The 13789-nt window shown below is 61.4% G+C and carries 16 protein-coding genes; 11 read left to right on the forward strand and 5 right to left on the reverse strand.

The genetic code is table 11. The annotated features are described in order from the left end of the window. Positions 1-773 (forward strand): efflux RND transporter periplasmic adaptor subunit (locus Q7L05_RS15055; RefSeq protein WP_303908504.1); only part of this gene is annotated, 773 nt, incomplete at its 5' end. After that, the gene (locus Q7L05_RS15060) at positions 770-3880 is read left to right on the forward strand and encodes an efflux RND transporter permease subunit (RefSeq protein WP_303908507.1); all 3111 of its coding nucleotides are present in this window, start codon (positions 770-772) and stop codon (positions 3878-3880) included. The genes Q7L05_RS15055 and Q7L05_RS15060, both read left to right, overlap by 4 nt. A gap of 118 nt (positions 3881-3998) precedes the next feature. Here Q7L05_RS15060 and Q7L05_RS15065 read toward each other — a convergent pair whose 3' ends face one another. Then, entirely contained in the window at positions 3999-4301 is a 303-nt protein-coding gene (locus tag Q7L05_RS15065; protein WP_303908510.1) for an MTH1187 family thiamine-binding protein, read from the reverse strand. Positions 4302-4418: 117 nt separating this feature from the next. Between Q7L05_RS15065 and Q7L05_RS15070 the strand changes: the two genes are divergently transcribed. Genes Q7L05_RS15070 through Q7L05_RS15080 form a run of 3 tightly spaced genes read left to right on the forward strand, consistent with a single transcriptional unit; the run spans position 4419 to position 6468 of the window. Continuing rightward, positions 4419-4754, forward strand: coding sequence for a DUF5335 domain-containing protein (locus tag Q7L05_RS15070; protein WP_303908513.1), 336 nt, complete (start codon positions 4419-4421; stop codon positions 4752-4754). Positions 4755-4765: 11 nt separating this feature from the next. Beyond that, a complete protein-coding gene (locus tag Q7L05_RS15075; RefSeq protein ID WP_303908515.1) occupies positions 4766-5236 on the forward strand; it encodes a YbhB/YbcL family Raf kinase inhibitor-like protein in 471 nt (156 codons plus the stop codon). Next, a complete protein-coding gene (locus tag Q7L05_RS15080) occupies positions 5236-6468 on the forward strand; it encodes an SAM-dependent methyltransferase (RefSeq protein ID WP_303908517.1) in 1233 nt (410 codons plus the stop codon). The genes Q7L05_RS15075 and Q7L05_RS15080 overlap by 1 nt, the downstream gene beginning before the upstream one ends. Here Q7L05_RS15080 and Q7L05_RS15085 read toward each other — a convergent pair. Further along, positions 6414-7265 carry a DMT family transporter gene (locus Q7L05_RS15085; protein WP_303908544.1) on the reverse strand — a complete coding sequence of 284 codons (852 nt, stop codon included), beginning with the start codon at positions 7263-7265 and terminating at the stop codon, positions 6414-6416. The two genes, Q7L05_RS15080 and Q7L05_RS15085, sit on opposite strands and share 55 nt — an antisense overlap. A 365-nt stretch (positions 7266-7630) precedes the next feature. On the opposite strand from Q7L05_RS15085, the gene Q7L05_RS15090 reads away from it, so the two are divergent. From Q7L05_RS15090 to Q7L05_RS15100, 3 genes are all read left to right on the forward strand, one after another. Further along, on the forward strand, positions 7631-7840 hold the full coding sequence (locus tag Q7L05_RS15090; protein ID WP_303908518.1) for a hypothetical protein: 210 nt from the start codon (positions 7631-7633) through the stop codon (positions 7838-7840). A 5-nt stretch (positions 7841-7845) separates the two neighbouring features. After that, complete coding sequence (locus Q7L05_RS15095; protein ID WP_303908521.1) at positions 7846-8577, forward strand: DUF72 domain-containing protein; 732 nt, start codon at positions 7846-7848, stop codon at positions 8575-8577. Positions 8578-8705: 128 nt separating this feature from the next. Continuing rightward, the gene (locus Q7L05_RS15100; protein ID WP_303908524.1) at positions 8706-9362 is read left to right on the forward strand and encodes a methyltransferase family protein; all 657 of its coding nucleotides are present in this window, start codon (positions 8706-8708) and stop codon (positions 9360-9362) included. A gap of 77 nt (positions 9363-9439) precedes the next feature. Here Q7L05_RS15100 and plsY read toward each other — a convergent pair whose 3' ends face one another. Beyond that, positions 9440-10039 (reverse strand): glycerol-3-phosphate 1-O-acyltransferase PlsY, encoded by a 600-nt coding sequence (gene plsY, locus Q7L05_RS15105; RefSeq protein WP_303908527.1) that lies wholly within the window; start codon positions 10037-10039, stop codon positions 9440-9442. 124 nt (positions 10040-10163) lie between these two features. On the opposite strand from plsY, the gene folB reads away from it, so the two are divergent. Both folB and folK read left to right on the forward strand, forming a co-directional pair. Further along, positions 10164-10520 carry a dihydroneopterin aldolase gene (folB, locus tag Q7L05_RS15110; RefSeq protein WP_303908530.1) on the forward strand — a complete coding sequence of 119 codons (357 nt, stop codon included), beginning with the start codon at positions 10164-10166 and terminating at the stop codon, positions 10518-10520. 1 nt (position 10521) lies between these two features. Beyond that, complete coding sequence (gene folK, locus Q7L05_RS15115) at positions 10522-11016, forward strand: 2-amino-4-hydroxy-6-hydroxymethyldihydropteridine diphosphokinase (RefSeq protein WP_303908533.1); 495 nt, start codon at positions 10522-10524, stop codon at positions 11014-11016. An 80-nt stretch (positions 11017-11096) separates the two neighbouring features. Here folK and Q7L05_RS15120 read toward each other — a convergent pair whose 3' ends face one another. Beyond that, positions 11097-11846: a pteridine reductase gene (locus Q7L05_RS15120; RefSeq protein ID WP_303908536.1), complete on the reverse strand. Its 750-nt coding sequence runs from the start codon at positions 11844-11846 to the stop codon at positions 11097-11099. A gap of 64 nt (positions 11847-11910) precedes the next feature. Between Q7L05_RS15120 and Q7L05_RS15125 the strand changes: the two genes are divergently transcribed. Beyond that, positions 11911-13113: a class I SAM-dependent methyltransferase gene (locus Q7L05_RS15125; protein ID WP_303908538.1), complete on the forward strand. Its 1203-nt coding sequence runs from the start codon at positions 11911-11913 to the stop codon at positions 13111-13113. A 128-nt stretch (positions 13114-13241) separates the two neighbouring features. Here Q7L05_RS15125 and Q7L05_RS15130 read toward each other — a convergent pair whose 3' ends face one another. Further along, a complete protein-coding gene (locus Q7L05_RS15130) occupies positions 13242-13469 on the reverse strand; it encodes a hypothetical protein (protein ID WP_303908541.1) in 228 nt (75 codons plus the stop codon). Positions 13470-13789 lie beyond the last annotated feature (320 nt).

Here is a 13789-nt window from a genome sequence, read left to right on the forward strand (position 1 = left end):
AGCGGGCGGCCCTGGATGTGGCACGGGCAGAGCGGCGCGCCGCCGGACGTCAACTCAACCGGCTTCAGGGGCTGGAAGCAGGCGTGCAGATCTCTCCGGCGCAGATCGATGAGGCAGAGGCTCGGATGGCGACGGCACGGGCACGGGTGGCGGAAGCCGAAGCGGCCCTCGAGGAGCGGCAGATCACGTCACCGTTCGCCGGCAGTGTGGGGCTACGCAGGGTCAGCCCGGGGGCGCTGATCGAGCCGGGTGCAGTGATTACCACGCTGGCGACCACCGGTGCGCTCAAGGTGCAGTTTGAATTGCCTTCGGAGTTGCTGATGCAGCTGAAGCCCGGGCTCCCCATCGAGGTCGACGCGGGCCTCGAACGGCGCATTGCCGGAAGCGTGGCGCATATCGACAACATCATCGATCCCGCAACCCGTTCGGTAGCCGTGGAGGGAGTGCTCGAGACCTCGGGCGAGTGGTTGAAACCGGGAGCCTTTGTTGGAGTGAAGACGGTCGTGGATAGCCGTGCCGATGCCGTGCTGATCCCCGAAGAAGCGGTCATTTTCGAGGGCGGTGAAAGCTACGTCTATGTAGTGGGAAGCGAGCTGCAGGTCGAGCGTCGGTCGGTGCGGATTGGTGTGCGCCAGCCCGGCGAGGCGGAGATTCTCGAGGGCCTGGAACCCGGCACCCGGTTAGTGGTTCGCGGTGTGCAGACGGTGCAGTCGGGTCAGCGCGTGCAACTGGCCGGAGATGAACAGGGCGGCCCACCGCCAAAGGTACAATGATCCTCTCCACCGCCAGTATTCAGCGACCGGTCCTGGCGACGGTAATCAGTTTCCTGCTGGTGGTCACCGGAATCGCCGCCGTTCAGCAGCTTCCGGTACGCGAATACCCCGACATCGACCCGCCGGTGGTCTCGGTGACCACGCTCTATCCCGGCGCCTCGGCGGAGGTGGTGGACCGGGAAGTCACTGAAGTGATCGAGGAGCAGGTGAGCGGCATCCAGGGCATCAAGCGCATCACCTCCACCAGCCGGGATGTGGTCTCCGAGATTTCGATTGAATTCCAGCTCGCCGAGGATCTGGATGCCTCGGCCGCTGAAGTACGTGACCGGCTGGGCCGCGCCCGACGCAATCTGCCGGACGAAGTGGAGGAGCCGGTGGTCTCCAAGGTATCGGCGGATGCGCAACCGGTGATGTGGCTCACCCTGACCTCTGACGAACGTTCGGCCATTGAGTTGAGCGAATATGCCGAGCAGTCCCTGGCCGACCAGTTGTCGGTGGTGTCCGGCGTGGCGAGGGTGATTGTCGGCGGTTCGCGTCGCAAGGCCATGCGTGTCTGGCTCGATGTACAGGCCATGGCGGCTGCGGATGTCACGGTGGGGGATGTGGTCAACGCCCTTCGCAGGGAAAACCTGGAGCTGCCGGCGGGACGCGTCGAGTCGACGCAGCGCGAGTTCACGGTACGCACCCTGACCCGCATGCAGACCCCCGAGGATTTCCGCGAGTTGGTGATCCGTGCAAGCGGGAACTACCAGGTTACCCTGGATGATATTGCACGCGTGGAGATCGGGCCGGAGTCCACACGTACGGCGGTGGCCGTGAACGGGCAGACGGCCGTCGGCCTGGGCGTGGTGCGGCAATCCAAATCCAATACACTGGCGGTGGCCAGTGCCGTCGAGGCGCGGCTGGATGAGCTGCGGGAGAACCTCCCGCGCGGTGTGAACCTGTCGGTGGCCTATAGTGAGGCGGTCTTTATCCAGGGCTCCATCTTCGAGGTCCTGAAAACCATGGCGATAACGGCGGGCCTGGTGGTCGCGGTAATCTTTATGGCCCTCCGGTCGCCACGCGCGACGCTGGTGCCCGCCGCCACGATTCCCGTCTCGCTGATTGCCAGCTTTCTGGTGCTCTGGTGGCTGGATTTTTCGATTAACACGCTCACGCTGCTCGCGCTGGTACTGGCCATCGGACTGGTGGTGGATGACTCCATCGTGGTGCTGGAGAACGTCTACCGACGCAATGAAGAGGGCGAACCGCGCCTGCTTGCGGCCGTGCGCGGCAGCAGTCAGGTTGCCTTTGCGGTCATCGCCACCACGCTGGTGCTGATCTCGGTGTTCGTGCCGCTGGCCTTCATTCCCGGTGATACCGGCAGGCTGTTTACCGAGTTCGGGATCGCCCTGGCCGCGGCGGTAAGTTTCTCCAGTCTGGTTGCGCTGACTCTCGGCGCCATGCTCTCCTCGAAACTGGTCGGTGCCGAGCGACAGAAACCTCATGGCCGCCTGTTTCGGACCTCGGAGGCCGCCCTGGAGGGCATTTCCCGGGGCTACTGCCGCGCCCTCAAAGGTGTGGTGGATCGGCCCCTCCTGGTGGTGGTGGTCGCACTGGTGATCAGTTTGGTGGCCTGGTTCGCGCTCCAGGCCCTGCCGAGGGAGCTCGCCCCAATCGAGGATCGGGGTGCGATCATTATTCCCGTGGAGGCGCCCGAGGGCGCCAGCATGGAGTATACGCAGGCGATGGTGGATCGCATCGAGGCGATCGTCCAACGCTATGGCGGTGACGGACCGGTCGACAACGTGCTGAGCATCGTCGCGGCCGGGCGCGAGGGGGCGGGTGCGGTCAATCAGGCCTTTCTCATCGTCGATATGAAGCACTGGGAGGAGCGTGACATCCCCCAGCAGCAGTTGCAGGCGGAACTCTTTCCGCAACTGCTGATGCTGCCGGGGGCCCGCGCCTTTGCCGTTAATCCGCCCTCGCTTGAACAGGGCGGTTTCGAAGCGCCGGTGCAGGTGGCGATCGGCGGCCCGGATTACCAGACGGCGGCCCGTTGGGGGCAGATGCTATTGGAGCAGATGGAGCAGATGCCGTTGCTGGTCGACACGCGGCTCGACTACAACCAGCGTCAGCCGCAAGTGCAGTTGCGGGTGGACCGGCGCAGGGCGGCGGACCTGGGTATCGATGCCCGCACCATCGGCGAGGCGCTGGGCATCCTCTTCGGTGGTCAGGACATCACCGATTTTATCGACGATGCGGAGATCTACGAAGTGATTGTGGAGGCGGAGTCCGGCGACGCCGACACGCCCGACGACATCAATAACGTTTTTCTCCGCACCAGTGGCGAGCGTCTGGTGCCCCTTCGCAGCATCGTCTCCCTAACCGAGGTGGGCACCCCTACTGAATTGAAGCGCGTCGACCGCTCGCCCTCGGTCACTTTCAATGCCTCGCTCGCGCCCGGCATCGCCTATGGAGACGCCATCGATAGCCTGGAGGCGATCATGGCGGAGACACTGCCGCCGCAGGCACGTATCCGCTGGATTGGCCAGGCGGAGAATTACCAGGAGGCGGGGAGCGCCGTGGTGTTCGTCATGCTGATGGCGCTGCTCATCGTCTACCTGATTCTTGCCGCCCAGTTCGAGAGCTTCCTGCATCCGCTGGTGATGATGCTCTCTGTACCGCTGGCCTTTACGGGCGGTCTGTTCGCCATCTGGATCGCCGGCGACAGTTTCAACATCTTCAGCCAGGTGGGTCTGGTGCTACTCATCGGACTGGTGGCAAAGAACGGCATTCTGCTGGTGGATTTCGCCAACCAGATTCGTGATGCGGGGGAGGATGTCCGCTCCGCCGCACTGCGTGCAGGCGAGGTCCGGTTGCGCCCGATCCTGATGACCTCGGTGGCGACTATCTTCGGTGCCTTGCCGCTTGCCCTCGCTACCGGTCCCGGCGCGGAGGGGCGCACCACGATCGGCATTACCGTCATCGGTGGCATGCTGCTGTCGACCCTGCTGACGCTGTTTGTCGTCCCTACGCTTTATGCGGCCGTCGCGCCCTATACGAAGCCCGGGAACTACCTCGCCAAAAAGCTGGCCAAAGAGGAGCGGGAGCATCGCGGAAGGTGAGCCGACAGCCTCTCCCGAGAATATCGTTTTTTGTAGGTTGGGGTGAACTATGCGAACCCCAACGCTGATTTTGTTGGGGCTTCGTTCCTCAGCGCCAACCTGGTTTCGGGGCCCATGGCTATTCCCGGGTCCGGCGCCTGACGCTCTCGACCTTGTCCTTCAAGGACTGTTCCTTGTCGGTGCGGGTGCCGACGCTGACAAGGGTCTGGATGCGCGGCGCACCCATCTCGTGGACCCGTTCATGACAGCGCTTGATTGCCTCGAAAACCCTGTCCCACTCCCCTTCGATATTGGTGCCATTGGCGTGCAGTTCCGTTTCCAGTCCCGCCTCTTCGAGAATGGCACCACAGGCGGCGATGTAGGCCGAGACCGAGACACCGGTGCCGATCGGGATTACCTGAAGATTGACCAGTGCTTTCATAGTGCCCTCACGGTGGAATAGGAACGCGAAGTGTAGCTCAACCCGTGATTACCTTGACGAAAGGCCGCTAGTGTCGAAACTTGTGGGATAAGCGATCGCTTTTTGGAGGCTACCGCGATGACGACAACGCAGCTGGAAAACTCCCAGTGGCAAACCTACTTCGACCAGCTGGCCAGGATCAGCCGCAAACAGCAGGTCTATATCGAGGCGATAGGGCTCGGAATCGGCAGTCAGACCGAATCGGAGTGGCTACCGCTGATAGGCATCACCTTCGATCCCAAGAACGACCTGCTCGAAGTGGCCACGGAACGGGTGGATCATCTGGTTCGCCATCCGACCCGCATTCAGGTTCAGTACGAAGCCGATGGACTGCACAACGTCGAGGTCATCGATGCCGAGGGCAACCAGCAGATCATCCGTCTGCGCGAACCTCTGAAGTTGCCTGAGGGATAAGGACTGGCCGTATGCACGTCTACAGCCCCGCCTTTCGTGAAGGGGAGCAGTTGCCCTCCAGGTACACCAAGAACGGCGAAAACCTCTCACCGCCTGTCGCCTGGGAGGGTCTGCCCGAAAATACCCGCGAACTGTTGTTGGCCTTCGAACAGTTCGGGCCCGCTAGCGGGGAAAGTTTCGTGCATTGGTTTGTCTACCACATTCCTCCGCAGATCGGGGGTCTGTCCGAAGGATTCAAGCACAAGCGGGATCCGGACATGCCGCCCGAGGTGCTCCAGGGGCGAAACTCCCTCGGTAACGTCGGCTATGATGGACCGGTCGGGACCATTGCCCGCAACCTCCATTATCGGCTTCGCCTCTTTGCGCTCGACGAAGTGCTGCCCCTGGATGAGGGTGCGGAGTTCGAACAGGCCGTGCGGGCCATAGAGGGGCATGTGCTCGCGGAAGGGGAACTGAACGTCGACTATCAGCGGAAGGACTGATGCAGAAACTATTTCTTCGGACCCTCGAAAAGAACCTGCACCGCGGCAGCATCGAGGTGCATCTTCCGAACGGCGACCGCCACCGTTTCGGTCAGGAAGAGCCACTGGTTTCCTGGCGCTTCGATGACCGACGGGCGACCGGCCGCATTGCGCGTGTCCCGGAACTCGCGTTGGGTGAAACGTACATGGATGGGGCATGGGATACCGACGACCTCGCCGGGCTGCTCGTCACGCTGATGGAGAATTTCCCACAGCGAAGCGGACGGATGGCGCGCCTTACGACCGCTATCTTCGACTGGTTTCGCCCCAATTGGATCGGCCGCAGTCGCCGCAATGTCGCCCATCACTATGATCTCGACGAAGCGCTGTTCCGCACTTTCCTTGACGAAGACCTCCAGTACTCCTGCGCCTATTTCGAACGGCCGGAGATGGATCTGGAGGCGGCACAGAAAGCCAAATGCCGGCATATTGCCGAAAAGCTGTTACCGGAGCCGGGTCAGCGGGTACTTGATATCGGCAGTGGCTGGGGCGGAATGGCGATCCGGCTGGCGGAAGAGTTCGACGTCGATGTCACCGGACTGACACTCTCCACCGAGCAGCAGCGGGTGGCGACGCAGCGCGCCCGGGAACGGGGTGTTGCCGGTAAAGTGCGTTTTCACCTGCAGGACTATCGCGAGCATGCCGGCCAGTACGACCGCATCGTCAGCATCGGTATGTTCGAGCACGTGGGCCGTGCCCAGTACCCGACCTATTTTCAGCAGGTCAAACGTCTGTTGGCAACCAACGGGGTAGCCCTGATTCACTCCATCGGTTGTTTCACACCGAGCGGCTCCAATCCGTGGATACAGCGCTATATTTTTCCGGGTGGTCGCATTCCCACTCTTGCGGAAATCGGTAACGCGGCGGGTACGGGCGGGCTGGTTACGGCAGATGTGGAGGTGTGGCGTCTGCACTATGCCCGCACGCTTGCAGAGTGGCAGGATCGCTTCCAGCGGCAGCGCACTGCTGTGGTAGAGCGTTTCGGAGAACGTTTTTACCGCATGTGGACTTTCTATCTGGCAAGTTGCGAGGCCGCCTTCCGCGCGCGCGGTATGGCCGTCTTCCAGTTTCAACTGTCACAGCGCCTGGATACCGTGCCGCTGACCCGCGATTATCTTTATGCCCGCCAACCAGCGGCTCAGAGCAGGATCAGTGCCACTCCCGCCACCATCAACGACCCTGCCGCCAAATGACGGAGCAATCCGCGTTCGCCGAACCAGATGGCACCATAGGCGATGCCGAACAGCAGGCTGGTGCGCTTTACCGCCACCATGTAGGCCACCTCGATGCGGTCCAGTGCCAGAAAGTGGGTCACGACCATGGTTGCTATAAACAGTCCCACCAACAGGTGAATCCCCGGCCGGCGTACCAGCACCGACAGCCGTGAAGGGCGAGGAAAGGCGAACAGAAAGACGGCCACGCCCCCCAGCACCACGAAGTAAAAGGGTCCGAAACTCAGCGGGGTCCCATGCCCCATGGCCGCCTTGCCGACCACCGATGTGACGCTGTAGATCAACGCTACACCCAGCATCGTCCGTGAACCGCGCTCTCGAAAAATGGCGCGAAACGGCTCCAGCCACGCCTGCAAGCCGAAACCGTTGCTGCGGCGCACATTGAGCAGCCAGGCACCTGCTACCACCAACAGGACACCGGCGAAACCCTCCATGGAGACGGTTTCGCCCAGGATCAGCCAACCGGTTCCGATGTTGAATACCGGCGTGAAGGCCAGGTAGGGCACCGTCAGGTGCAGCGGTGCATCGCGAATGGCCGTCATGTACAGCCACATGGCTGCCAGCTCGAGGGGAATCAGCAGGAGCACCAGCCCCCAGAACAGCGGCGGGACCGGGGGCAGTGGTTGCATTATCGCCAGCGGCACCAGCAGCAGTCCGGCTGCCCCGAAGCGCACCAGTACCAGTTCACGGCTGGAGTACGCATACAGGAAGCGCTTGGTAACGGCATCGGCGGAGGCCAGCGCGAAGGCAGACAGCAGGGCTGGTGTACTGTTTCATGCTAAATGGCGCATTCAGCGAGTCACTGGCCGGCCAGATGCAAGGCGCGCTTGCGCAGGAATGGCGGGCCCTTTCAAGCAAGTGCAACGCCGCAGATGGCCGGCCAGCGGCTCGCCCGAAGGGAGCCCCCCAAAAGCGCCATGACTGCGTTGCAGCGCTTGACAAGGAAATAACCATTGCCTGCGCGCTGCGCCTTGTCCTGGCGCTTTTGGGAGGCTCTGAAAGTGCCATTTAGTATGAAACAGTACACTAAGGAAACCACTCCATGAATAGCAGTCTACCGTACTGACAAATGGCCGGTTCTTTTCCATAGTTGAGGTAGTCGGAACCGATACGGGAGCACAGGATGAGCGATCACAGAGAGGCACTGATGCGGGAACGGCTCGAGCTGGCCGAACAGTACCGGGATTACATCGCCCAAAACGGCTTTAACTACAGGGAGTACATCACCCCTTCACCAGGCAGTTTCACCGACCGCTATAAACGACGGACCGCAGCTATCGATGCCGTGCTTGCCCCGGAACTCAAGGAGTCGGGCGAGGAGCCCGAAGGCTGAGTGGCGTGGCGCAAGCCTGCATCGGCACCAGCGGCTGGAATTACAAGGGCTGGAAGGAGGGATTCTATCAGGGTGTTCCGCAAACCCGCTGGTTGCTTTATTGCGTCGAGAGGTTTACCGGTATCGAAATCAACGGCACCTTCTATCGGCTGCAGTCGCCGGAAACCTTTCGCAAATGGCACGATATTGCACCACCCGGGTTTCGCTTCACCATGAAAGGGCATCGCTTTGTTACCCATAACAAAAAGCTCAAAGACAGTGCTGATTCGGTGGCGCTGGAACGGGAGCGTGCACAGCCGATGGGGGAAAAGCTGGCGGCGGTGGTCTGGCAACTCCCTCGAAGCCTGAAAAAGTCGATGGAGCGTCTGGAGGAATTCACAGGCAATCTCGATGCCTGGCCCGGAGTTCGTCACACCATCGAATTTCGGGACAGCAGTTGGTTCGATGACGAAGTGGCCGAGTGCCTGGCCCGGCACCGGGTTGCAGTGTGTCAGTCCGATGCCGCCGACTGGCCGCTGTGGGGCGCTGTGACCACCGATATGGTTTATATCCGCCTGCACGGTCATACCCGTACCTATGCCTCGCGCTACAGCGATTCACAGCTCGATGCCTGGGGCGAGAAGACCCGTAAATGGTTGCGGGAGGGGCGCGATGTGCACGTCTATTTCGATAACGACAGCGAAGGCCACGCGCCTTGGGACGCCCTCCGGCTGCTGGGGCGCGTCAGTGAGTCGTAGGCGTAATGGATTTGAAACCCGTTTTCCCGCGCCCCCCGTAGTTATGAACCGGCGAAGCGGTGCATTTGAAGATGCACCCTGCGAGCGACTCCATCGTGATTTCGGCGCCTTCGGAGTAATCTGCAAGGATGCAAACTGAAACCGCTGTTATCGTGCTGGTGGTAGGCTGGATCGCCTACTTCGCCCTGCATTCGCTGCTGGCTTCCTTAAAGGCCAAGCACTGGGTGGCCCGCCACTGGCCCGGGGCTGTGCGTGGTTATCGTCTGTTTTACAACCTGCTCTCGGTGGTGCTGATCCTGCCGCTGGTGGGCATTACGCTGTTTTATCCCGCACCCTGGCTGTGGCGCTGGGAGGGTGTCGCCGCCTGGGTCGCCAATGGCCTCGCCCTCGCGGCCCTGATCGGTTTCTTCTGGACTACGCGCTATTACTCAATGGCCGAATTCCTCGGCACGCAGCAATGGCGCGGGCACGAAACCCGTGTCGAGGATCAGGAGGGCTTTTACCTCTCTCCCCTGCATCGCTGGGTCCGCCATCCCTGGTATTTCCTCGGACTGGTGCTCCTCTGGACCCGTGACATGAACCTGCTCTTCTTCACCACCGCCGTGATCATCAGCCTCTATCTGTTCATCGGCTCGAAACTGGAGGAGCGCAAGCTGATCACCTATCACGGGGATGTGTATCGCGAATACCGGCGCCGCGTAGCGGGCATCATCCCGCTGCCCTGGAAGCACCTGTCTCCATCGGAAGCGCAGCAGCTGGTGGGAAACGCGAAACAGCGTCCGTAGGGCGCATTCTCCAAATGCGCCGGTTCCATCCGGTCCGGACCGATCGACTCCCCGTACACCCCGTAGTTATCGCGACGTCACCCATCATTGTTGCCGATGTGGTTCTCCTTGCCGGCCAGCAGGTTGCGGATATTGGAGCGGTGTCGCCAGATGAGCAGTACCGCCATGGTCGTGAGCATGCCAACCAGGGCGGGCTGGGGCGCAAGCCAGAGGGCGTAGACGGGAGCCAAAGCGGCAGCGGTGAGCGCGGAAAGGGAGGATATCCTGAATACCTTGGCCATCACCAGCCAGGTGGCGAGGGCGGCCAGAGCCACCGGCCAGGCGAGCCCCAGCAGGACACCAAAGGCGGTTGCCACACCTTTTCCACCGCGGAATCCGAAGAAGACGGGGTAGAGATGGCCGAGGAACGCGGCCATGGCCACCAGGGCCAGGGTAACGGGGTCCGCCGCGAACAGGCGGGCGATCAATACTGGCAGTAATCCTTTCAAAAAGTCACCGGCCAGGGTGGCCGCGGCGGCCTTTTTACCACCAAGCCGCAGCACATTGGTGGCACCCGGGTTTTTCGAGCCCTCGGTGCGGGGGTCCGGCAGGCCGGCCAGTCGGCAGACGACAATGGCGGTGGAGACGGAGCCCAGCGCGTAGGCCAGGGCGATGAGGGCGTAATCGACGGCTGCCATGAGAGACGGTCCATTGCGGGCGAGCGGGCATTATAACGGCAGGGCGGACAGGGGCAATGCGGTGGAAGAGCTGCCGGTGAAGCGGTATCCTTTCGGGTCCGTATACAAAGGGATTGCCGGGCTGATGACCGATATCATCTATCTCAACGATCTCAAAATCGATACCGTGATTGGCGTATTCGAATGGGAGCGCCGTATCAAGCAGACCATCTCGATCGATCTGGAGATGGCCGCGGATATTCGCAAGGCCGCGCAGAGCGACCATATCGACGATACCCTCAACTACAAGGCGGTCGCCAAGCGCCTCATCACCTTCGTGGAGGAGAGCCGTTTCCAGTTGGTGGAAACCCTGGCTGAGCGGGTCGCCGCGATCGTTACCGAGGAGTTCAACGTCCCCCGGGTCAAAGTGCGCATCAATAAAAAAGGTGCGGTGCGTTATGCGGGCGACGTCGGCATCATTATCGAACGTTCCAAGGGATAGCATGCCGCGGGTCTATGTCAGCATCGGCAGCAATATCGACCGTGAGGCCAGTATCCGCGCCGGTGTGTTCGCCCTGCGCGAGCGGTTTGGGCCGCTGATGCTCTCGTCGGTGTATGAGAGCGAGGCAGTGGGTTTCGAAGGCGACAGTTTCTTCAATCTGGTCGCCGGATTCGACACCGACGAAGCGGTGGAGGCTGTCGCCTGGGCCCTGCGGGAGATCGAGGAGAGGAACGGCCGCGAACGAAATGGTCCTCGCTTCTCCTCGCGGATGCTCGATCTCGACATGCTTCTTTACGATGATCGGGTCTGTGCCGACCCCCAGATTCCGCGCTTCGAGATCCTCGAAAACGCCTTCGTGCTCTGGCCGCTGGCGGAAATCGCCCCGGACAGGGTTCATCCGCAGGAAGGGGTTCGCTTTACCGATCTCTGGACGCGTTTCGATAAATCAAAGCAGCAGCTCTGGCCGGTTGAGTTCGAGTGGGGTTTTGACGAGTAAAGCCCGCCCCACGGCGATCCGCTGCTGTAAATCGGCCTTCAAGCCGTCATTGAAGTTTGAGCGGGCAAAAGGGATCGACCTTATGAATTCAGGGAACGGCCTCCGTCGACGGTCAGGACCTGGCCGCTCATGTAGTCGGCATCCCGTGTGAGGAACAGCACCGCCTTGGCGATGTCCTGCGGGCTACCCTGGCGTTTGAGAAAGGTTCGGGAGACGATGCGCTGTTTGGTGACCTCGTCCATATCGCTTTCAGGCCAGAGAATGGCGCCGGGCGCGATGGCATTGACCCGCACATCGGGCCCGAGTTCGCCGGCGAGCGACTTCGTGAGCATCACCAGCCCCGCCTTGGCGATGCTGTACACCGGGTGGCCCTTCAGGGGCCGGTCGGCATGGATGTCGACGATGTTGATGATACAGCCGCGCGATGCACGCAGGTGCGGTGCGGCGGCCTGGGCGAGAAAGAACGGCGCCTTGAGGTTGGTGCCGATGAGGTCGTTCCACTCCTCTTCGCCCACTTCACCAATGGCCGTGGGATAGAAAGTCGAGGCATTGTTGACGAGCACATCAAGCCGACCCCAGGCCTCCTTTGCGTCCCGCACCAGCGCCGAAAGCTTCCCGGTCTGATGGAGGTCGGCCTGGACCAGTACGACGGAGTCCCCGCGTTCGGCGTTGAGCTCCTCCTGGAGGGCATGCGCACCTTTGCGCGATCCGCGATAGTGCAGAACGATTTTGGCCCCCGTAGCATGCAGGGTGCGGGCAGTAGTGGCGCCAATGCGGTGAGCGGCGCCGGTGATCAGGACGACCTTGCCGTCGAGTGTTTCGTTCTCCAATGTGCTTCTCCCCTTCTTTCGGATTTGGCAGACTTCTCACCTGTGCGCTATGGAAGCCTGAATCATGTTCTCTAACTCGAATCCCGATCCCCGCAAGGCTGCTCGTTCGCTGCAGGAACTGCCGCCGCCCGACCCGGCTGCCGCCGCCGTTAGTGACCGGCTCTGCGCCGCGATCCGTGAGGAGATTCGCCGCGCCAAAAACGCCCGTGTGAGCTTCGCGCGCTTCATGGAACTGGCCCTTTATGCCCCCGGCATGGGTTACTACAGCGCGGGAAGTCGCAAGTTCGGCGAGGCGGGTGATTTTGTCACTGCTCCCGAGCTTACACCGCTTTTCTCCCGCTGCATTGCCCACCAAAGCGCGGAGATTCTGGGCCGCACTGGTGGCGATGTCCTCGAGTTCGGGGCCGGCTCTGGCGTCATGGCGGCTGACATTCTGGCGGAACTGGAGCGGATTGGCAGTCTTCCTACAGCATACTTGATACTCGAGGTGAGTGCCGACCTCCGCCAACGGCAGCAGGAGACGCTTGGTTTGCGCGTGCCGCATCTGCTCGAGCGGGTGCGGTGGCTGGAGGACTGGCCAGACACCTTCGAGGGTGTGGTGCTGGCCAACGAGGTACTCGACGCAATGCCGGTGCATCGCTTCCGGGTCGCTGCCGATGGTGTCGAAGAGCAGTTTGTGGGTCTTGATGGAGAGCGGTTTTCGGAGATTTGGGACCGCCCTGATGATGCAAGGGTGGAACGCTCTATCGAGAGCCTGGTAAGTGAGTGTTCGCTGACCGAAGGCTATCTGTCTGAACTCAATCTCGCGGCACGGGACTGGACCGGGCAACTCGCCTCGGTGTTAAAGCGGGGCGCCGCGCTGGTGATTGATTACGGATTCCCCCGCCGGGAGTTTTACCATCCGGAGCGTAGCGACGGGACCTTGATGTGCCATTATCGCCATCGCTCCCACCAGGACCCTTACCGGTATGTCGGTCTGCAGGATATCACCACCCACGTGGACTTTACCGCGATCGCCGAGGCGGCCGCAGATGCCGGTCTGCGGGTGGCGGGATTTACCAATCAGACGAACTTCCTGCTGGCGAACGGGTTGGCGGAGATGGCGGAGGACACCCATGACAGGGGGCGACTGGAGAAGGCCGCAGCGATCAAACGGCTGACCCTGCCGGGAGAGATGGGAGAGCTGTTCAAGGTCCTGGCCCTGACCCGCGATCTGGACGGAGTGCTTACGGGCTTTACGTGGCGGGACCATCGCGGACGCCTCTAGGAACCTGTCCGAGAACATCGTTTTTTAGGTTGGGGGTGAGTTTTGCGAATCCCCACGCTGGGTTTGTTGGGCTTCGTTCCTCAGCGCCAACCGACATTTTCTCGACCCGTCGCACTTGTGGCTGCTTGTCACTCTTCCGGGTGTGAGAGCTGAATGCCGGAATCGGCCAGTTGCTCGCGGCGTTCACGCAGCAAGGCGTCATAGCTGCGGGCCAGGGATTTTTCATAGGCGCAGTCGCCGGTGATGCCAATATCGCGCAAACGCGCTTCCAGATAGGCGATCTCCTCCAATAACCGGGTTTGATGTTCGGTAGGGGTGACCGGAAGCCGAGAGTAAAAATGGGCCATGTTTTCCATGGGAGCATCCAACCTTTTTATCGAATTCTTCCCTGACTGTAGACGTACTTTTTGACGTTTTCTTTACCATCGGAAGGATCTCCGGAATCGCTCTTGATGAATTTGCCCCCCCTGTCACTACGAGCCCCAGCGACGAAGTAATCTCTACTCCCGACCCCCGAGGTTGCCCTGTCGCCGGGGCTCCTCCTTATGAACTTGCCCCCGCTGTCATTACGAGGACGCCTACATGGATGTAGGTGGTAGAGCGACGCAGGATGCCAAAGCCGAGCCTAAGCGACGAAGTAATCTTCTGCTCCCAAAACCCCAGATTGCCGCGTCGC

This window comes from Thiohalomonas denitrificans, assembly GCF_016841685.1.
Classification (GTDB): domain Bacteria; phylum Pseudomonadota; class Gammaproteobacteria; order Thiohalomonadales; family Thiohalomonadaceae; genus Thiohalomonas; species Thiohalomonas denitrificans_A.